Source organism: Parabacteroides acidifaciens (assembly GCF_003363715.1).
In the GTDB taxonomy this organism is placed as follows: Bacteria; Bacteroidota; Bacteroidia; order Bacteroidales; family Tannerellaceae; genus Parabacteroides; species Parabacteroides acidifaciens.
In genome coordinates, this window is sequence record NZ_QREV01000024.1 from 1 (window position 1) to 20,884 (window position 20,884).

Below are 20,884 nucleotides of genomic sequence, written 5' to 3' on the forward strand. Positions count from 1 at the left end.
GAACGTTTTTTTTAGTCATTTTTCAAGTAAATTTTTGCTTTGCAAATATGCTTTGATATTCAAAAGATAATAGCATTTGCAGTAAAACACTTACATTTTTGAAAGAAAAGCTGCCGAGGGTTTTCTAAATGTATTTTTACAAAATACACTTTTCCAAGAGGGTTTTCCGCACGTTCCGCAACTTCCATACTACACACGTTTATCGTTGTAATTTTATTGATTTTCAATGCATTATACCAACACTTACCACTCGTGATTCGTAAGATCAGCACCTTTTTACACTAACGTATAAGAGCTGATTCAACTGATCTTTTTCCATTCCGAGAATATGGCCTTTGTCGAAGGCTTCTTTTATTGTAAAATTTTCACCTAATTAGAAAAAAAGTCACTCGCTGACGAACGGGTTCAAGATCGGATTAATTACAATAACCCCCATTTCGGCCGTTTTTCTATTTCGTCTGAAATTTTGGTCGATTTTGGTTTGACTTTTTTCATTGATTATCCCTTCCTGTCTGACAACAGATGAAGTGAGATGCGCAGCCCATTCCAAAAGGCATTCTTTTTGATTGTCGAAAACCAGAAACGCCGTCAAAGTGATAAAGCTTAACTCCTGGAGAATCGCCTGTAGCAAAATAAAACGGACGGCGTTCCAAATATCCCAAGGAAATTTTAGCGGTTTTTAGGCATGAGGACGGTCGTTTTTCAAAAGAAGACGGTCATAACCGCCATTACGACCGTCCTAATGGGTAATGCACTCGGCACCTCGCAAAGATTAGCACGGTCGCAATGGCGAAGAGGACGGTCGTGATGGCAAAAAACTCCCGGAAAAGGGAAAAAAGTGCATTTTTGACGGCTGAAAAGTGGATTAACATTTATTTTATTTCGTGCGTCTTCCGAACCTGAAAAATGCGTTTTTTACAATAAGTCCCCCTCGAATAGTTGAAAGTCACACGAACTTCTCCCTCTTTTGCAAGTTCAACAGGCCGATGAGCATCCAGACGATACTGGCGACGAGGAGGAAGATGCGGCTTTTGATGATGATGCCTTCCCAGATGATCGGCAGGAAATTGCGGGGGATGGAGAAGGGGTTGAGCATGATGTTCCAGAAGGAACGCTCGATCAGGGGGGTATTGCTGAAGATCAGGAGGACGATACCGATGACGATCATCAGGACAGCCGTTCCGTTACCGCTGCGGGTAATGGTGGAAAACATGAAGGCGAGGTTGCCGAAGAAAAGGATCGGGAACATCAGCTGCGTGGCCATCTCGAGGGGATTGACAGGATAGAGCAACAGCGTTGCCAACCACGAGAAGGCGATCAGGATCACGAAGATCGCCACGTAGATCATCAACAGACGGATGCCCCATACCTTATATTTATAGTTGGGGATGCCGAAAAGTATCTCCAATATCCGGCTGTCCTCATCGTTCTGGATGCCGAACACGGCGGGATAGAACACTAACAGGACGCAGGGGAACATCAGGAGGTTATAGATCAGCCCTTCGTTGATCTCCGCCCGGTTCCAGGCACTCTGGAACATGAACAGGCCGAAGAAGAGGAACGCCGCCAGCAGGAACCAGATGAATTTCCCGGCAAAGATGATCTTCAGGTTATACTTAACCAGGCGGGGCAAGAGGGATATGAGTTGTTTCAGTGTCATCCTATAATCCTTTTAATAAACATAAATATGCATCTTCCAGGTTCGGCTCGACTTGCACTGCGCCTTCGTAGGGGAAGGCGGCGGAAAGATAGCGAACCCGGATCCGGTCGTCTTTCTGGATATGGTTGACGATACGGGATTTATCTAATGCTTGTTCAAACGCTGTCTTGTCGATATCGAACTGCCAGACTTTACCGGCGGCCATACCGACCATATCGACCGGGTCACCGAAGTAACGCAGGGCGCCCTTGTTGATCACGACAACCTGGCTGCACGAGCTGGATATATCTTCGATGATATGGGTGGAGAAGATGACGATACGGTCCTTACTCAACTCGACCAGCAAGTTACGGAAGCGGATACGTTCGCGCGGATCGAGTCCGGCTGTCGGTTCGTCGACCACTAAGATGCGCGGCAGGTGCAACAGGATCAAGGCGATACCGATACGCTGTTTCATACCGCCGGAGAAAGAGCCGATCTTCTCGTCCTTTCGGTCGTACATGTGGACGGCTTTGAGGACATATTCGAGGCGCTCACGGCGGACAGCACCGTCGACAAGGCCTTTCAGGATCGCCTGGTAGTCGAGGAACTCCCACGACGACATATTCTCGTACGTCCCGAACTCCTGCGGCAGAAAGCCGATGAGACTCTGCAGCTCTTCCCGGTAGATGCGGGTGTCGAGTCCGTTGATCCAGATGCTTCCGTAACTCTGCTCCAGGATGCCGCAGATGATGCGCATCAGGGTGGATTTACCCGCTCCGTTAGGTCCTAACAAGCCGAACATACCGGTACGGATCTCGAACGACACGCCCCGGAGCGCCTTGAACGGGCGGCGGCGTTTGCCGATCAGCGGGATGCCTTTCACCAGCCGGAACCACGAACGGCGGAGTCCGGCAAAGCGTCCCTTCACACGCTCGATATTGATCTCCTTCTCAAACAGGTAACCGGCAGTCACGTAAACGGCGATACAGAACGCCCACAGCAACCCGACGGTACTGACGAGGTTCGGATTGTCCAACCTGCGGAACAGGGCGAAGAGGATCAGCGGCGGGATGCTCCAGAAGATGACACGGTTGAGAATCCTCACCGTACGGCTTCCGGCAAAACGCCAGTAGAGGTATTCGCGCACCTTCCTCCACAGATAGAGCGTGGCGGCATAGATTGCGAAGGAAAGGATAAAGATCCACAGCCTGCTCCCGATAAAGAACCAGGTGAACCAGATGGCGAAGCCTAAGAGGGCGAACTGCCAGCTCAGTTCCATAAAGAACCCTCTTTCCCGCGCTTGACGCGGGATCGCAGAGGTACTGGCGGTGTCTGCATCATCAGAAGAGGGATCGGGGTTGTTCTTTTGCGATCCCGCGTCAAGCGCGGGAACGAGGTAGCTTTTCTCCAAGCCCAACCGACGGCGGATCAACAGACCGCTCCGCCACTGGCGGCTGACACGTCCCGGCCAGTCGTATATCTTCACTAAGTTGCGGACGGAGATATGGATGTCCGCCTCCGGGTCGATCACCTTCGAACGGGCACGGCGCAAGCTGGTCTGCATAAAATAAGTCATGCCCGGAGTACCGGCCAGCAACACCACTCCATAGATAGATTGCCACAACAGGCTGCCGCCATAGAGATAGATGCAGCTCATGCCTGCAACAAGGAGCACGCCGTGCAACACCCATACCTTCGGCGACAGGCCCCGGTACCACTGCAACGTATTTTCCAGCCCCATGCAGACAGTCGGGATCAGTATCAATGTCAGCAATGCCGAGAAGGACAGGCCGCCGATCACGGTAATGGCGAAAGGCGCACCGATCGCACCGGCATACTCGTCATTGCCCATCGCCATCGGGAACATGGCGACAATCGTCGTAATGGAGGTAATCAGGATCGGACGGATACGCGACAGCCCTGCCGTCATCAACGCCCGGTTACGGCGATAGCCACGCCGCCGCAGGATATTGGCATAGTCGATCAGGATAATACCATTGTTCACCACGACGCCTAACAGGATCAGGAAGCCGATCATCACATTCGCATTATTCAGCAGACTGTTGCCCGTCAGCAGCAGCGCTAACAAAGAACCGATAGCCGCTAACGGAATGGAGAACAGCAGGACGAACGGTGTCGCAAGGGATTCGAACACCGAGGCAAGGATCATAAAGATCAGGATAAAGGCTGCCAGCAGGAGGAACTTGAAGTCAGCAAAAGTATCTTCCTCATGGAACACCTCGACCGCCACACCCGACGGGAGATTATAGCCCGCCACCAACTGGTCGATATCCGAGCGGTAGCCTTCGAGAAGGTCTTTGGAATCTTCCACGTCGCGCGAGAAGGAGTAGAACAGTTCGATCTGCTTGTCCTGGTTCACACGGGTGATGCGGGCACGTCCCCGTCCATAGTCGATCGTGGCGATGTCTTCAAGGCGGTGCAGTCCGCCGGATGCATTCGGGATGCGTACTTCGCGGAGGTCGTCGACCGTCTTGTCCTGCTTCTTTTCGGCTTCTAATTCTTCTTCCGTCCGGTTCTCCCGGTTACGGATGATGATGTCGTAGGTGTCTTCGCCAACCTTAAAGGAGGTTCCGGAAGACATCTCCGGGTTCAGCGAGGCGAGGCCGGAGGATATATTTTGGCGGGAGATATCGAAGGAGGTGAGCAGGATCGGGTCGAAGCCGAGACGGACCTCCGGCTGGCGGCGGTTGTAGGAGACACGGGTGTTGCGGATGAACTCCTGCTCGTCGAGGTAGTAACGGAAGTCTTCCGCCACACGCTGCATACGGTCGAAGTCGGAACCCTTGATAACGATCCGTTCACGGTTCTCACCCATTCCGAGGAGGCGCATGAAACCGCCCATACCGGACATATCGCTACCTCCCCCAAAGGCTCCGCCCTGACCTCCGCCCGAAGGGGAAGATAAGGATATCTCGGCGCCGTTAATGGCCCGGAGGCGGGTTTGCACATCGGACTTGATATCGGAGATCTTGCGTTTTCCGATCTTCTGGTAATCTTCTTTGAGGACAAACGTCAGCTCGGCATCCGTCTCGCGGATGCGGCTGATCAGGTCTTGCTTCTCAGGGAACTCGGCGAGGCGTTCTTCAATGACGCGGACCACCTGGTCGGCATTCTCTAACGTGCTGCCTGTAGGCATGGTCACATAGATACTGAAACGATCGTTCTCCACCTCTTTACGGTCCTGTATATTGAGAGAGATCGAGAGGATCAGGGAGACGAAGAGCAGGATGACAGCCCCGAATATTGTCACACCCGGATTCCGCATACAAGTCTTCAGCAGCACTAAGTATATCTGCACAGGCCGCTGCGTCACGGACACCTTCTCGTAGAAGACAGTGTCCCCTCCACGCATTACCGGACGCAGATGACGCATGAAAAGTCTGCGTCCTTCTGCGTTATCTGCGTCATCTGCGTCCGATAATTCCGTTTGTTTACGCCTCAACACCGTATAGGTCGCCATCGGGATGAAGAGGAGGGCGACGATGAGGGAGATTGTCAGAGTAGAGATGATCGAGACGCCGATATGGTGCCCCATAAGCTTGATCAGGAAGTTATCGGAAAAGACGAAAGGCAGGAAGACCGTAACTGTCGTCAGCGTAGCCGCTAAGATAGAGCGCCAGACCTCTCGCGTACCTTGCGTCACCGACTGTTCGGGACTCTTACCGGCGGCCGAGAGACGGTATATGTTCTCTAAGACGACCACACTATTATCCAGCAGCATACCGATCGCTAACGCCATACCGACCAGCGTCAGGCTGTTAATCGAGATCCCCGCCCCGTAGAAGAAGTTGAACGCCGTATAGACCGAAATCGGAATAGAAAGGGCGATGAAGAACACCAGCCGGAGATTCTTCAGGAACAGCCAGAGAATAAGAACGGCAAGCAGGCCGCCGACGAGGGCAAGGTGGATAATCTGGTCGATATTGTCTTCCATCGTCTCTGCCTGGTTGCTCTCCACCACGATTGAGAGATCGAGCGGCGCAAGCTGTTCGTTCAGGCGGCCGATGACGGCTGTCGTACGGTGGGACAGTTGAATCAGGTTCGCCTGCGAGTCGGCAAGCAGGGAGACAGAGACAGCGTCTTTCCCGTTCACACGGCTATAGCTGGTCTCCTCCTTCTTGTCGAAAAAGATCGTGGCGATGTCTTTCAGCAGGATAGGGCCGGGAGCGACGACGATGTTCTCGAGGTCCGACACTTCGGCGTAGGGCGAGTCGACGTGTACGAAATACTTCCCGTCAGGCTCTGTGGCGTATCCGACAAAGGCTTTCTCCTGCGTATTCTGCGTCAGGATGCTGCTGATAGTGGAAGGTGTCAGGTTAAGCGCCTTGCAGGCATCGGGGTCGAGCTGCACTTCGATCGCCTTCTCACGGCCTCCGTAGACGTTGACCGAGGCGATCCCGTCGATATTTTCCAGGTCGGGACGTATCTCCTTCTCCACGAGGTTACGGACACGGTCGGTACCGCCCGAACCGCGCACCTGCAACAACATGAAGCCGCCGCTAAGCATAGAGACGTCTATCTTCTGTATCTGTACCGTGAAACCTTCGGGCAGGGTCGAGGCTGTCTCGTTGATCTTCTCCTGCAGCTTGAGGGCGGTGATCTTGAAGTTTACGTTCGGCTTGAAGTCTATCTTGATAGAGGATTGGCGGCTGTCGACCTGCGATTCGATCTGTTCCACACCGCCTATCGTGCCGATCGCACCTTCGAGCGGGATGATGACCTCCGACTCCACATACGACGGGTCCATATCCTGCCGGGCAGAAACCTGCACGAAGAGCATCGGCAGCTCCGCATTGGGCAACAACTCGACGGGCAACTGCTTATACGAGACATAGCCGAGGCCTGTCAGGGCTATAAACAGCATGCAAATCGCAATCCTTCTATGTAGTAAAAAGTTCATACTTATCTTCTTTTCATCTTCTCAAACACGTAATAAACACACGGTATCACCACTAAACTCATGACCGTCGAGGTGACAAGCCCCCCGATCACCGCTATCGCCATAGGCGAACGGAGCGATGCGCCTTCCCCGAAACCGAACGTCATCGGCAGGAGGGCAAGGATCGTCGTAAGCGTGGTCATCAGGATCGGACGGATACGCTGGCTGCCGGCCTCCACAATCGCATCGTCGAGCGGCATACCGGCCTGGATCAACTGGTTGATACGGTCGACCAGGATAATCGAATTGTTCACCGCTATACCGACCAGCATCACGATACCGATCACACCCATCATGTTGATCGTCGTCCCGGTCAGGAAGAACAACAGGATCGCCCCTACGACCGCCAACGGAATCGTCAGCAGGATCGTGAAAGGATGCAACAGCGACTCGAACTGCGAAGCAAGCACCATATAGACCAGGATAACCGAGAGGGCAAGGGCAAACAGGAGGCTGTTCATGGACTCCTGGCGTTTCTCTTCTTCTCCGGTGACGGTGATCGAATAGTTGTTCGGCAGGTCGATATCTTTCACGGCAAGCCGTATATCGGCGGCAACACGGTCGAGCGAATGCCCGGCGTCGAGACTGGCGGTCACCTTACTGATACGGTTCTGGTTGCGGCGGAAGATCTCCTTCGGCGCCTGTGAATGGGTGATCGTGGCGATCTCCTGCAGGCGGAATTCCTTCTCGCCGCTCCGTATGACGAGCGTACCGAGGTCACGCAGGGTGATGTCGGGCACTTTGATCAGGATGTCGCGCATCTCTCCCCTGTACTCCATCTTGCCGGATTCCAGGCCGGTGAGCTGCTGCTTCAACTGCTCGATAACGGTTGAGACGCTTACGTTATTGATACCGGCAACCGTGCGGTCGACGGAGATAGTCACCTCGGGGGCGCCGTCTTCGACGGACGACTGGATGTTATAGATGCCCCTGACATCCCCGAGACGCTGCTTCACCTCATCCGTAAGGGCGGCGATCTCGTCCAGTTCCTCTCCCTTCACCTCTACGACAATGGGAGCGCCTTCGCTGCCTAAGAGGGAGCTGAGGGAGTTCTCTTCCTGCTTCAGGGTGATTTCCAATCCTTCGGTGTTTTCAGTGGTCTGCACGAACTGTTCCATGACCACCTCCGGCGGGACAGGGCAGGAAGGCGAGAGGATCACTTTCATTACGGCAGTATTCTCTCCCTCGAATATATCATTCTCCGAGCCGCTCCCCGACCCGATATGGCTGTAGATCGTACAAAGCGAATCCTGAGAAATCGTGTGCATCAATGTTTCTAAGTTCCCGACGGCCGAAGCGGTACGTTCTAACGGAGTCCCTTCCGGCAGCTTGATAACAGCCGTGAAAGCCCGGCTCTCTGCCCGGGGCATAAACTCCGTCCCGATAAAAGGCACCAGCAAACCCGCCAGCGCAATCAACCCCACGGCACAGCCGATCACCACCCAACGGTGCCGTAAGAGGGCACGCAGGAAGGGGGCGTAGGCGGTAATCCGAATGCCAATTACCGTCTGCGTTGTATCCACCGTCGTCGTTTCGACCGTAGAGACGCACGGCCGTGCGTCTCTACATACGCCACCCACGCCATCACCATTATCCCGTCGTCCGGTAATCCGGTCATATAACATCGGGATCACCAACACCGCCACAAACAGCGACGACACTAACGAGAAGGTCACCGTCCAGGCCTGGTCCTTAAACAACTCTCCGGAGGCGCCATGCAGGTAGACGATCGGCAGGAACACGACGATCGTCGTCAACGTCGAGGCGATAACAGCCCCCGCCACTTCGGACGTTCCCGTAATGGCAGCTTCGCGCACCGTCATCCCTTTCTCCTGGTTACGGAAGATACTCTCGATCACTACGATCGCATTGTCGACCAGCATACCCGCCCCGAGGGCCAGACCGCCGAGTGTCATAATGTTCAGGGTAAGATGATTGAAGAACATCAGGTTGAACGTGGCAACGATCGAGATCGGGATCGCCAGACTGACAATCAGCGTCGTCCCCAATCGTCGGAGGAAAACGAAGATAATGATCACCGCCAGGATAATACCTAACACGGCACTGTTCTTCACCTCCCCGATCGCATTCTTGATAAAAGTCCCCTGGTTGGTAATCACCTGGAAACGGTAGCCGGGCAACGCCTGTTCGATCATCCCCAACTGGCGGATCACGCCGTCTACCACCTTTATGGTATTAAACCGCATCTCCTTATAGACCGACAGCCCGATGCTGCGCTCGCCATTGATACGGACAATATTCTCAGGCCGTGCATTCTCGAACCGGACATCGGCAACTTCTTTCAAAAAGATCGGCGCCTTATCGACACTTCCTGCCGTCGTGCTACCGGCTGTTGCCGAAGCGCCTTCCTCCACCTTGACCGCCTTATAGCCGACGATCAGATTCTCGAAATCGCTTTCCGTAGCAAAGAGGCTCGAACTCTTTACCAGGTATTGCAATCCCAACTCGCTGACTCGGCCACCGGAGATGCTCTGATTGTTGGCTTCTATCTTGGAGGAAATATCATTAACGGTCAGCTTAAAGGCATCTAACTTATAGGGATCGGTACGGATCGTCAGCGTACTGACCTCATCGCCGGACAGCGTGACATCGGCAACACCTTCCAGGCGGATCAGTTCGTTACGGATATAGCTCTCGGCCACCTTGCGGAGCTCCGCCATATCGGTAATGCTGCGGTGCGAGAGGCCGATCAGGACGACGGGCGACTGGTTCGGGTCGTGCTGCGTGATCTTCAGTTCGGTGATATCCTTGTTCTGGGCATACGGATTCATCGCTTTCTGCAAATCGAGGAAAGCCTCGTCCATATCCTTCTTCCAGGTATATTCGACGGTGATACGGGCAGAACCGGCACGGATCACGGACGACACCTGCGTCACATCGCTCTGGCGTATTGCCATCGATTCGATGTTCTTGACGAACTGCTTCTCTATCTCCTCCGGCGGACGTTCGCCTGCCTTCAGCTCGATAAAGAGCCGGGGGTTATTCAGGTCGGGCAGCAGGTCGACAGCCAACTGGTCATAGGATATCTTGCCCAACAGCAGGATCGCCAGTACGAGCATGCAGATAGTGACCGGGTTGCTTACTGCAAATTTGATAATGCTTTTCATATTAATAATGTGCTGATGTGCTAATATGCCAATGTGCCAATGAAATGTACCAATTCATTCGCATATTTAGCGAAGCGCCACATTGGCATATTGGCACATTATTTTTGTACTTTTACCTTCGCATTCTCCTTCAACGTCTCGAAGCCTTTCACCACCAGGTTGTCGTTTTCCTTCAGGCCTTCCAGAACCTGGATGTTCTTGTCGTCTTCGAGGCCGGTCTTCAGTTCCCGAAGCAGGGCGGTGTTCTTTTCAACGATATAAACGTATTTGGTACGGCGGTTGGACTGGATCACATCTTTCGGGATGATAATGGCGCTGTCCGCCTTGTTGACGATGATATCCGCCTTGACGAACATTCCAGGACGGAGTTTGAGACCGTCGTTCTGGATCAGTATCTTTCCCTTGAAAGTACGCGTCTCGGAGCTGATAGCCGGCGACAGTTCGCTGATCACCCCTTTGATCGTATCTTCCGGCAAAGTATAGTGGGTGATACGGACCGGCTGATCCGCCTTCACATATCCGATAGCGCTTTCCGGCAGGTTGATGTCCATATACATGCGGGCATAGTCCATGATGCCGACAACCGGTTTCCCCTGCTCGATCCGGACATCGGACGTATAATGCGGCAGGTCGACAATCACACCGTCGAAGGGAGCCGTGATGTTCATCTTTTCCAGATTGAGCTTGCCGTTCTCGAAGTCGTAGCGGGCGTTCGTCACCTTTACCTCCGTGTTACGCATCTCGCTAAGTGTCACGCCACCCTTTTCGTAAAGGGCTTTCTGCTTCACCTGCTCCTGCTCGGCTATTTCGAGGCTCAGTTCTTTGGCGTCGATCGCAATGCCGTTCTCATACTCTTTGTCTTCGAGGCGGACGATCAGTTGCCCTTTGGAAACGAGATCACCCAACTTAAAGGGCTTACCGGTACGCGGGTTCGTCTGTAACTTATACAGGCCGCTCATCTCGGAATTGAGGGTGACGCCGTAGGTGGGCTGTGCCGTCCCGGTAGTATTGACCAACTTGCTGATAGAACCTTTCTTGAGTTCCATCACGGAGACAGGGGTTGCAATATCGTTCTGCGTATTTTGAGGCTGATTGTTACAACCGGCCAGTAAAACAGCTGACAGCGAAAGAGAAACAAGGATGGTATTATAGTGCTTCATAACCGTTTATTTTTTCGTTATTAAATCTTTCATCGGAACAACAGCCACATCGTGCTCGAAGTCGTAGAGGGAAAGTATTTTGAGGTTCAACAATTCGATTTTATAGTTGATAAGCGATTGCGTGTAGGCAATCTTCTTATTGGAAAGCTGCGTCTGGAACTGGTTCATGTCCATACCGGTGATATCGCCTTCGCGGTAGCGGGTCAGGTTCAGGTCGTAGGTACGCTGGGCGTTCAGTACGTTCTGTTCGGCGATCTTGATCTGCGAAAGCAGGTTCTCCAAGCTGCGCCAGGTCTGACGGATATTCAGCTCGATGCTCACCTTGTCTTCGTGAAATTCCAGTTGGTTGATCTTCTGGGCTACCTCCTGCGCCTTGACACGGGCTTTCTTTTCTCCCCAGTCGAAGATAGGAACAGAGAATGTAATCGCGACGCGGGGGTTCTGCGTCGGGTTGTTATAGATCTGGTCCAGGTGGCGGTTATCACCGATCAGACCGAACGAGAGCGAAATGTCGCCCTTAAATTCGTTCAACGCCTTTGTCTTGATCATGTCAAAAGCCAGTTCCTTGCTCTCGATCTCCCGCTGGCGAAGTTCGAGGCGCGACTCGAGGCCATGCTGGATCGCCTTTTCCAGGTTCACCTCCACCGGCTTGATCTGCACTTCGGCAAAGACCATCAGGTCTTCGTCCAGGTTCATCCCCAACGTCTGCTTCAGCTGGTCTTTCGCGTTTTCGAGCGAAACTTGCTGCTCTTCCATAGAGGAACGGGCGGATGCTAAGTTTACCTCCGCCTGGAACAGTTCATCGCGGGCGGCCAGGTCGGCTTCGACCTTATTCTTGATGATATCATAGCTCTGCTGTGCGTTGGTCAGTTCTTCCTTCGTAATGGCCAGCTGGCTTTGCGCCATATAAACGGAATAGAACTGCTGGGTGATGTCTTTCTCCGTATTGAGCCGTTGCAGGGCATAGCTGATATTGGCATTCTCGTAGTCATATTCGATCTGTTGCAGTTCCATCTTACGCTTGTTATAGGTAAAGATAGGCTGCGAGAGTTGCAGATAGAGGTCGTTACTGAAAGCCTTGTTGCTGGTCTTCGTCCCGTCTATATTGGAGTTGTTGTCCTGCCATCCGAAACGGTTGATCAGCGAAAGGACACCATCCGTCCACAAGATCGGCTGGTCGACCTGGAACGTCCCGCTCGTACTGAACCTCTCATTCGTGTACCATTGCGACAAACGGTTGTCGAAACTACGGCTCTTGCTATAGTCCACCGGATTAAGGTTCAGCGAGAACCTCGATTTCAGGGAGGCCCGCTGTGCAACCAGGTTCTGCTGGTAGCGTTCCAGGTTCATGTGGGAACGACGCAGGGAAGGGCTGTTCTCTTCCGCAATATCCATCGCCTTCTCGATCGTCAGCGCGATCTGCCCGTAGGAAGGGACCGACAGGCTCAAGCAGGCAAGGCCTGTCAGCAGCATCTTTTTCATGGATAGTAACTCTCTTTGCATCATGTATCGTAATCTACTAATTAATATCGTTTTACTATTTTGACCGCATCGGCCGTAACACTCCGGAGCTTGCACTCGTTCGTGAGGGTGATCCGGATCGTATCGCCGCTGAAGTAGTAAGCCCCTAAAGGCTCCCACCCTTCATTCGCCTTCTTCAAATCTATATACGCATCTTCGCTCTCCTCATCATAGGCCACCTTGAAGTGGTATTCCCCGCCGGCCTGCTTATTATATTTCAATTCGTTATCCTTGGAAACATAATAATAGACATCATATTGCCCGGCAGCCGGGACAGGCACTTTCCAGGTAGCCGTCTGGTTCCCGTTGCCACTCTTGATGACATAGGCGGAACGGATATAGCGGCCGTAGTAAGCCGCATTCGTCGTCGCCGTCCACTGAAGCGGAGCGCGCCAGGGAGAAACGCCGGCATACTTGAAGGAGGTGTCTTCCACCTTATCGAGCCATTTAGGCAGCAGCCCGACAACGGCCGGTTCGGACAGGGAGAAAAGCGCATCTTCATTATCGACGATCACCTCCCCCTCCGCCTCGGGAGAAAAGTTTTGTACGATGAAATCTCCTTCCGGATCGACCGTACGCTCCCGTTCTTCCGGGATATTGGTGATAGGCAGGTTCAGCACATTCGGCAGGTTACCGGATATCAGCGTATTGACATCCACCTGAAGAGGCGCATCCTCCCAAACGGTTACCAACAGCTTGGTCTGATGGGCGGCAAGCGGCAGTTTCCGGCTGGTGCGCGGATCGATATCCGGACCATTGCCCCTGGCCTGTATATCGAGCTGGAGCATCCCGTCGTAATCTGAATTATTGCTCACCAACTGTTTCAACACAAAACTCTCCTGCCCCTTATTCGTTACCTTCGTCACCCCGGGCTGTCCGATCGTATAGAACGGAAGCGGCGTCGGACGTTCCCAAGCAGAGATACCCGAACGGATATCGGACCGGCTGATCATCCCTAACGTATCGAGCAGAGACTCGAAACGAATGTTTTTAAACTCATTCCGTTTCAGCACGGCATACAGGGAATCGCGGAACAGGCTGACCCCGATATTTACCTCGGCAGGGGCAAACAGGCTGTAGCCTTTCAGACTGATAATATTGTTCAGCAAGTCACGATGTTCGACATCGGACAGCAGCTCCTTAAACGACTGCTTCTCCATCAGCAGGTTCGCCTTCTCGTTATTACTGATGCCGTTAATCTCCCGCTCCCAACCGTTGTTATCGGCTTTCTTTTGCAGGTAAAGCTCGATGATACGGTTCGTAACGGGCCATGCGGATGAATAGATATTGTACCGGAAATTATAAAGCTCGGGAAACAACAGATAAGGATTGCTCTGGGAAGAGATATTGAACTTGCCCCGGCTGCCGGAAGAGAAGTTATAATTACCCTCCGTCTGCGAGAATATCCACAGGAAACTGTTCAACGTCCGTATCTCAGCCTCCTCCTCGCTAATCTCCCGCCCTCCGCGTTTCGCCCATCTCAACTGGTTTTTCTTGCTCCTGACGAAGTCCATCTGGTTGAACATACACCCCATTTCGGGGAAAAGAACCATCTCCGGCTGCACAACCTCCTGCGCCTGCGACCAGGAACGGACATAGCTATAGAACTGTGCGGGGACCTCCACCACCGAGAAGCGGTCGAACGGATAGCTCAACTTATAAGTGCGTTCCAGATTATCCCGCAGGTTCCGGACAAGTCCCGGAATCGTATCGCGGATCGAATCGAAAGCCGCCTGATAATAGTCATGCCCTTTTATATGCCAGACACTATAGAGCGTACTGTCGCTCTCGAAGCTCTTCTGCTCATACCGCCCGATAATCAGCGAGACTGACTGATAGGGGGCATTACCCGACTGCGAAACGGCAACCAGCCCGGGCAGTGGCTTCACATCCAGCCGGAAACGGCTGAAATAGGTCTGCTGCCAGTCCGGACTCACATCGCTGTATGCTGTGCCGGGACGGGGATACCAATATGTCTCGGGTGTAAACAGCACATAGTCGGGTGTCTGGAAACTATATTTCTTATCTATCTTCAGTAGTTCCTTCTCATACGGTTCCTGCAAGACCTCGGCCGGAATATCCAGGTAACAGAAGTTATCCGCTATCCGTCCCGCATAGCGTACCGAAAGCGAAACCGTGTCCCCCTCCTCTATCTTCCTACCGAAATCCACCAGCAGGATCTGTTTGTCCCGTTTAAAATCGAGCGCCTTCTCCCCTTCCCTTACCTCTTCCACCTTCAATCCCGGATTCAGGCAGAAGGTAAAGACATCGGATGCGGCAAGGGCCGCCCCTTTCATCGTGACGACCGATTCGATCGATTCAGGCTTCTGTTCCACCGAAATATCATAGCAGTCGATCACCATCTTAGGCGTATGGACATATTTATTGTTGATGCTTGTGTATAAAGCCCGCACCTCTCCTTCCTCCAGGATAAGGCGTATATGCCGGAAACCCGCCGTCCCCGCCACCCCGAACATACAGAGGGAAAGGAACAACCAGGGATAATGACTCCGCCGGGCATTAGGCAACCGCTTGAACAGAAAGATCGTAAAGAAGATAAATCCCAATCCGGCAAAAAGGTAGATAGCCCGGTGATTCAACATCAACTCCGGACTGCTAAACCCGACAATCGTCGATTTGAACAACGGCAGGTTATACGCCATATAATCGAACAGGTAACAAAACTTATCCTGTATATAGAACAACGTCAACCCGATATACCCCAACAACAGGATAAAGGTCAACGCCTGGTTCTTCAACAACAACATCAGGAAAATGGAAAGCCCGATAATAAAAATAAGCGTCGGCAGGCTGACCAGGAAGAAATAGATGAAATAGGCCTGCCAGTCGACCGCAATACCGGGCGCCATAAAGTTTAAAGCCATCACAATCCCCAATATCAGCACATTCAGAAGCAGGAACACACGCAGGTTTCCCCATATCTTCCCGACCACATATTCCGCATTGCTGAGCGGACGGACATAAAAGACTTCGGACGTATCGAGCTTCTTATCCCGCTTCAGGAACTCGGACGAGAGGAAGACAGCCACCACCGCCTGCCCCGTGTTCAACAGCAACAGACTAAAATAAGGTATATTGGAAGCAACCGATTTCTCGAACCAAAGCCCCCCGCTATCCTCCATCAACAGCATAGCAAAGTTGAAGAACCCTAAAAAGGCGACGGCAAGCAGCGTGAAGATCCGGAAGAACCAGCTTCGCACCAGTATCTTGCTTTCGTATTTAGCAACGGATTGTATGTTTGTGATAAATGACATCTCGCAGGCAACCTCCTTTAATCGTTTCTCCACCGGTTCAACTTATTCTCCATATAATAGACGTAGGCATGTTCCAGGTTAGGTGTATAAGACTCCGCCTCATACCCCCGCACCTCATCGGCCACCACCTGCACTTCCCAACCCGTACCGGAAGGAATGGTCGAGATAACAGGGTACTGTTTGTCCACCTCATGCAGTTCGTCACTACTCACCCGTATGCGCCACACCTTCCCTTCCGCCTGCTTCAGCATATCCTGCGGAGAACCGAAAAACGACACTTCCCCCTTATTCATCAGCGCCATGCAGTTGCAGGTACTCGAAATATCCCCCACGATATGCGTCGACAGGATAATCGTCACGTCATTCTCACTGACTTCCGACAGCAGGTTACGGAAACGGATGCGCTCTTCCGGGTCGAGCCCCGTAGTCGGCTCGTCCACGATAATCACCTTCGGATGATGGATCAACGCCTGCGCAATCCCCAAACGGCGCTTCATACCTCCCGACAGCTTGTTGGCATAGCGGTCGCGCACATCGAAAAGCCCCACGTTCTCCAACATCTCATCCACCGCTTTCTTCCGGAAAGACTTACGGTTTATTCCGGAAAGACGCGCAGCGTAGTCCAAAAACTCGTACGTTTTATATTTGGCAAAGAAACGGAAGTCCTGCGGAAGATACCCCAATATGCCCCGTATCTCTTTCCGCTGCTTCATCAGGTCGTAGCCGCAGATATCGACTTCACCGGAGGTCGGTTCCATAAGTGCGACAAGGATACGCATCAGGGTAGACTTACCTGCGCCATTCGGCCCCAACAGCCCGAACATACCGGTCGGTATTTCCAGATTGACATCTTTTAGTGCGTGGTTTCCATTCGGATACACTTTATTGAGATTTCTTATCGATATGCTCATCAACAGGTAAATTCTGATTCATATAAATAGTCGGGCTAAAGATAGAGTTTATTTCATAAAAAACGCTCCCTTACAACATAATATTGTAAGGGAGCGCCCTAATTTAAAAACTAATAAGATAATTAATAGTTCTGTTTCATCGGTTCGAAATAAGCCTGCGGGTGAGCACATGCCGGACATTTCATCGGAGCCTTCTTGCCTTCGAATACGAAACCGCAGTTACGGCACTGCCACATGATAGCTTCGTCTTTTTCGAATACCTTGTTTGCTTCCACGTTAGCCAACAGCTTGCGGTAACGTCTTTCGTGTTCAGCTTCCACCTTTGCGATCATACGGAAAACGACAGCGATTTCCTTGAAGCCTTCTTCGTCTGCGATATCAGCAAAAGCCGGATAAAGGTCTGCCCATTCTTCGTTTTCGCCAGCAGCAGCGGCAGCCAGATTTTCAGCAGTTGTTCCGATCACGCCAGCCGGATAAGAAGCTGTAATTTCAACCATTCCACCTTCCAGGAATTTGAAGAAACGCTTTGCATGTTCCTTTTCCTGTTCAGCTGTTTCCATAAACACACCTGCAATTTGTTCGTAACCTTCTTTTTTAGCTACACTTGCAAAAAATGTGTAACGACTTCTTGCCTGAGATTCTCCGGCAAATGATTTCAGCAGATTCTGCTCGGTACGAGTACCCTTAATACTTTTTTCCATAACGCTAATATATGTAAGATAATTATGAGTTTGTCTAATCGCCTATAAATAATAACGCTCAAAGGTATGAAAATGTTTAAGGGGATTACTAATTTAGATGATAAAAATATTTCTATATACTGATAGATGAGATTTATTATATGACTTTCTCGCATTGCAACACCCAACCTGAATTTCTGAACTTTTTAATGACTCTAACTCTCTCCCAACCAAATCCTACCTTTTTATGTAACGCAAATTCATCTGTAGAATACACACGCTTTATATTTCCTGATTCGTAAGGCTTAATTTGCCGAGGGACAAATGTCGGTATATTTCCATACTGTTTACAAGTCGCCGAAAGATGAATATCCTCTCCATTATTACGAAATAAAGGACTTTCCAGTAAAAACATATCAATCCATTCTTTCTTGAAGAACCACGAGTTATTGCCAAAGTCAACTTCTTTGTCAACAGTGCAGAAACTATGTTGGAATTCATAACCATCCCCAACAAATACTTCTGTCTGATTATTCCTGATATTCAACAATCGCCCATTTGGACAAACAATTGCATTTAACCGTTTACTTGTCTCCAATGCTTTTTCCAGAAAGCCAGGACCGGGAATAATATCATCGTCTATTATATATACATACGAAGTCGTAACATCCTTTACTGATTCGAAACGCCCGAATACCCCCGGATTATCCTCCCAACAAATATACTTTATATGATCCCGATATTTAGAAACAACACTATCCACATTGACATGATGTTGAGTTTGCTGTACCCAAATAACCTGCGGAGATAAGGTCTGTCCCAACAATGCCAAAAGTTGTTCTTCCAGATGATCCCGTTTCCAAACAGTAAGAATTGCAGTTATAGTATTATCCATAAATATTTATATATTACTCCATAAAACAAATTCTTCTCCTTCTTTTGCAATTGAGGTAAAAGAAAATCGGCTCCTCTTTTTTACTTTTAAACCTTTTACCCAACCGAATAAACTCAAAAAAACAGAATCATTAATTTCAATTGGTTCCGGAATAGTCGCCTCATGATAATGAACATGCATCAAAAATCTACAATCAGGTTTTGCCACACGTTGTAGTTCTTTCGCCACTTTTTCCAAATTATCAACGTGATCAATTGCATTTACCGATAAAATAACATCAAAAAAATTATCTTCTATTGGTATTTCTTCACCCCCAGATGCCATAAAATGTACATTCGGATAGAAACATAATGGGAATCCAGCCTTTTCATAATTTGAAATCAACGGGTCTACACCATAAATTTCAGCTTGCTCAAAACATGTTGCACTTGGAATAGGACCACACCCAACATCTAAAACTCTTTTCCCCAAAAAACTATTTCCAGCAACGTCTAAGTCTTTTAAATATTTCGGCTTCTGATGCAATTCAGTCCATGTCAGAATAGCAGATTGTAAAAGATTGTTCCCGACGATTTTTTGTTCCGGAGAAGGACACGGAGTATTATACAATATTGGCAGATTACCATCATACCAAGCTAAATAAGATTGAATCTCCGATTTCCAAAATGCAATTTCTGCATTATGTTTGATCTCTATATTCTGTTCATTAAATAATTTCAATATATCAAGAATAAAGCCATTCCGTTGCAAATAAGATAAACCGGACTTCATCTCATTCATAACAAACTGCTGTTGTTCTATCGATAAAGACTTAACATATCCAAGCACTTTATATGCAAGCTGTTCTGCTATTTTAGTCCAGAACCGACTATTTAACAGCTTGCCACAATGGCAATAAAATATGATTTCACCTATTACGGGATGCCGCATATCCTCACTTTCCGGCATATCATTTTCCAATGACTTGAATCTCCGTATCATTTCCAACTGGTATTTTTGCCGGATTTCACGGGCATATTTTTTTTGCTCCAGTCGATACACACTCGATATCTGAGTCTTATGTATACGATATTGCATTAAGACATCCGGCATATTGACAATTTCGCCTTTTAACGCCAATCGGCAAGCCAAATCATAATCAGAAGAGTATCTATACCTCTCATCATATCCTCCCAACTCTTTTAACACAGTTGTCCTAATAAATAAAGACGGATGCAGAAAACGATTATCTTTTAATAACTGAAGCTGTATATCACAATTTTTCAGCGGTTTCGGATATGTATTATCCATTCCTATACAAATAAACTGGGATCCGCATGCTAACACACCCGGATGTCGCTCCATGTATTCAAATTGTTTTTCTATTCTATCAGGGAATGCTATATCATCCGCATCCATTACACAAATATATTTTCCTTTCGCCACACGCATCCCTTTATTACGGGAAGGATAGTTTCCGATGTTTTCTATATTTCGAAGGCAAACCAGACGTGAATCAAAATAAGTACATAATACGTCCCAACTCCGATCCGTAGAAGCATCATCTACCACGATCAGTTCAAAGTTTTCAAATGACTGCCCCAATATGCTATCAACCGCTTCTTCCAAATATGATTCCATATTATATACGGGCATTATAACAGATACTTCCGGTTTCATGATACAAGTATTTTATATAGTTGTGACATTGTTATTGATGGTTCGAAACTCATTGCCTTTATTCCCGCTAAAACAGATAGCTCATTTCGTAACGAACAATTCAGAATCAACTGCTTTAATTCGACATATATAGACTCTTGGTCCCAATCGGCCAACACTCCATATTTACCCCCTTCTAATATTTCATCAGCCCCTCCGGAACGTGTAGCCAATACAGGACGTTGCAGACATAAAGCCTCGCAAAGAACCAATGGAGCACCTTCAACCTGTGATGTCGAAACAAAAATATCTGCTGCCTTTATATAGGGATACGGATTTTTCAAAAAGCCTTTCAAACTAACATAATGCTCCAGTCGATGTTCACCAATATATTGTAACAAACTTTCACGCAAATATCCCTCTCCCAAAATCCACACCTGAAAATCCAGTCCTTCCAAAACCAACCTATCAACCACCTGTAACAACAGCATATATCCTTTTTCCGGATTTAAACGTCCAACACAACAAACAACCAGTTTCTCCTTTATAGGCACATCCACTTCAGCCTGACGGCAAATGAAATTCCGATCAATCAAATTAGGCAAGACATGCTGCTCAGACTGAATATCCGGATATAACTTCCCGAACTGTTTTTTCGTATACATAGAGACGAATACAAGTTTATGCATGGTATTAAAACATCTCTTTTCCTCTTCTTTATTCCGATAGAATTGTTTACACCAATGTAACTTATACAAATCCGTATGTATCCAAGCTATCTTCAATGCATTACTTTTCCGGTAAGCAACATATTTAACAGCGACACCTTCTAAAAATGCAATCTCTACGTCATACTGCTTCCTGCGTAATGGATGATTCTTATCTTTAAGCCCTGCTAACCAAGTAACCTGTTGAGGTATATCATTCCGGTAAATTCCCCGATCAAAAAGGATCAAAAGCGAAACGTTATATAGTTCATAATCAAATCGTTTCAAGATTTCAATTAATAGATGTTCCGCTCCTCCTCCTTCCAAAGAATCGATACAAAAAAGTATGCTTTTCTTTTTTTCCATA

Annotated in this window: 11 protein-coding genes; all 11 read right to left on the reverse strand. The window is 49.5% G+C overall.

Going from position 1 to position 20,884, the window contains the following annotated elements:
• Positions 1 to 946: 946 nt before the first annotated feature.
• The 11 genes from DWU89_RS11125 to DWU89_RS11175 all read right to left on the reverse strand — a co-directional run bounded on the left by DWU89_RS11125 (position 947) and on the right by DWU89_RS11175 (position 20,883).
• Positions 947 to 1,660, reverse strand: a complete 714-nt coding sequence (locus DWU89_RS11125; protein ID WP_115499723.1) for a hypothetical protein — start codon at positions 1,658 to 1,660, stop codon at positions 947 to 949.
• Between the two features lies 1 nt (position 1,661).
• Entirely contained in the window at positions 1,662 to 6,563 is a 4,902-nt protein-coding gene (locus DWU89_RS11130; protein ID WP_115499724.1) for an efflux RND transporter permease subunit, read from the reverse strand.
• A gap of 2 nt (positions 6,564 to 6,565) precedes the next feature.
• Entirely contained in the window at positions 6,566 to 9,730 is a 3,165-nt protein-coding gene (locus DWU89_RS11135; RefSeq protein ID WP_115499725.1) for an efflux RND transporter permease subunit, read from the reverse strand.
• Positions 9,731 to 9,828: 98 nt separating this feature from the next.
• Positions 9,829 to 10,890: an efflux RND transporter periplasmic adaptor subunit gene (locus tag DWU89_RS11140; protein WP_115499726.1), complete on the reverse strand. Its 1,062-nt coding sequence runs from the start codon at positions 10,888 to 10,890 to the stop codon at positions 9,829 to 9,831.
• A 6-nt stretch (positions 10,891 to 10,896) separates the two neighbouring features.
• Positions 10,897 to 12,393: a TolC family protein gene (locus DWU89_RS11145; RefSeq protein WP_115499764.1), complete on the reverse strand. Its 1,497-nt coding sequence runs from the start codon at positions 12,391 to 12,393 to the stop codon at positions 10,897 to 10,899.
• A 20-nt stretch (positions 12,394 to 12,413) separates the two neighbouring features.
• Entirely contained in the window at positions 12,414 to 15,686 is a 3,273-nt protein-coding gene (locus DWU89_RS11150; protein ID WP_115499765.1) for a golvesin C-terminal-like domain-containing protein, read from the reverse strand.
• Between the two features lie 17 nt (positions 15,687 to 15,703).
• Positions 15,704 to 16,597 (reverse strand): ABC transporter ATP-binding protein, encoded by an 894-nt coding sequence (locus DWU89_RS11155; RefSeq protein WP_115499727.1) that lies wholly within the window; start codon positions 16,595 to 16,597, stop codon positions 15,704 to 15,706.
• Between the two features lie 122 nt (positions 16,598 to 16,719).
• Positions 16,720 to 17,298, reverse strand: a complete 579-nt coding sequence (rbr, locus tag DWU89_RS11160) for a rubrerythrin (RefSeq protein ID WP_115499728.1) — start codon at positions 17,296 to 17,298, stop codon at positions 16,720 to 16,722.
• A 136-nt stretch (positions 17,299 to 17,434) separates the two neighbouring features.
• Positions 17,435 to 18,172 carry a glycosyltransferase family 2 protein gene (locus DWU89_RS11165; RefSeq protein ID WP_115499729.1) on the reverse strand — a complete coding sequence of 246 codons (738 nt, stop codon included), beginning with the start codon at positions 18,170 to 18,172 and terminating at the stop codon, positions 17,435 to 17,437.
• Between the two features lie 6 nt (positions 18,173 to 18,178).
• Entirely contained in the window at positions 18,179 to 19,831 is a 1,653-nt protein-coding gene (locus tag DWU89_RS11170) for a glycosyltransferase (RefSeq protein WP_115499730.1), read from the reverse strand.
• Positions 19,828 to 20,883 carry a glycosyltransferase gene (locus tag DWU89_RS11175; RefSeq protein WP_115499731.1) on the reverse strand — a complete coding sequence of 352 codons (1,056 nt, stop codon included), beginning with the start codon at positions 20,881 to 20,883 and terminating at the stop codon, positions 19,828 to 19,830. Before DWU89_RS11175 ends, DWU89_RS11170 begins: the two co-directional genes overlap by 4 nt.
• Between the last annotated feature and the right edge of the window lies 1 nt (position 20,884).

Coding starts and splice junctions, on each gene's coding strand:
- DWU89_RS11150 (WP_115499765.1), bottom strand. CDS start 15,686: ATGTCATTTATCACAAACATACAATCCGTTGCTAAATACGAAAGCAAG.
- DWU89_RS11130 (WP_115499724.1), bottom strand. CDS start 6,563: ATGAACTTTTTACTACATAGAAGGATTGCGATTTGCATGCTGTTTATA.
- DWU89_RS11125 (WP_115499723.1), bottom strand. CDS start 1,660: ATGACACTGAAACAACTCATATCCCTCTTGCCCCGCCTGGTTAAGTAT.
- DWU89_RS11170 (WP_115499730.1), bottom strand. CDS start 19,831: ATGAAACCGGAAGTATCTGTTATAATGCCCGTATATAATATGGAATCA.
- rbr (WP_115499728.1), bottom strand. CDS start 17,298: ATGGAAAAAAGTATTAAGGGTACTCGTACCGAGCAGAATCTGCTGAAA.
- DWU89_RS11140 (WP_115499726.1), bottom strand. CDS start 10,890: ATGAAGCACTATAATACCATCCTTGTTTCTCTTTCGCTGTCAGCTGTT.
- DWU89_RS11145 (WP_115499764.1), bottom strand. CDS start 12,393: ATGCAAAGAGAGTTACTATCCATGAAAAAGATGCTGCTGACAGGCCTT.
- DWU89_RS11175 (WP_115499731.1), bottom strand. CDS start 20,883: ATGGAAAAAAAGAAAAGCATACTTTTTTGTATCGATTCTTTGGAAGGA.
- DWU89_RS11135 (WP_115499725.1), bottom strand. CDS start 9,730: ATGAAAAGCATTATCAAATTTGCAGTAAGCAACCCGGTCACTATCTGC.
- DWU89_RS11165 (WP_115499729.1), bottom strand. CDS start 18,172: ATGGATAATACTATAACTGCAATTCTTACTGTTTGGAAACGGGATCAT.
- DWU89_RS11155 (WP_115499727.1), bottom strand. CDS start 16,597: ATGAGCATATCGATAAGAAATCTCAATAAAGTGTATCCGAATGGAAAC.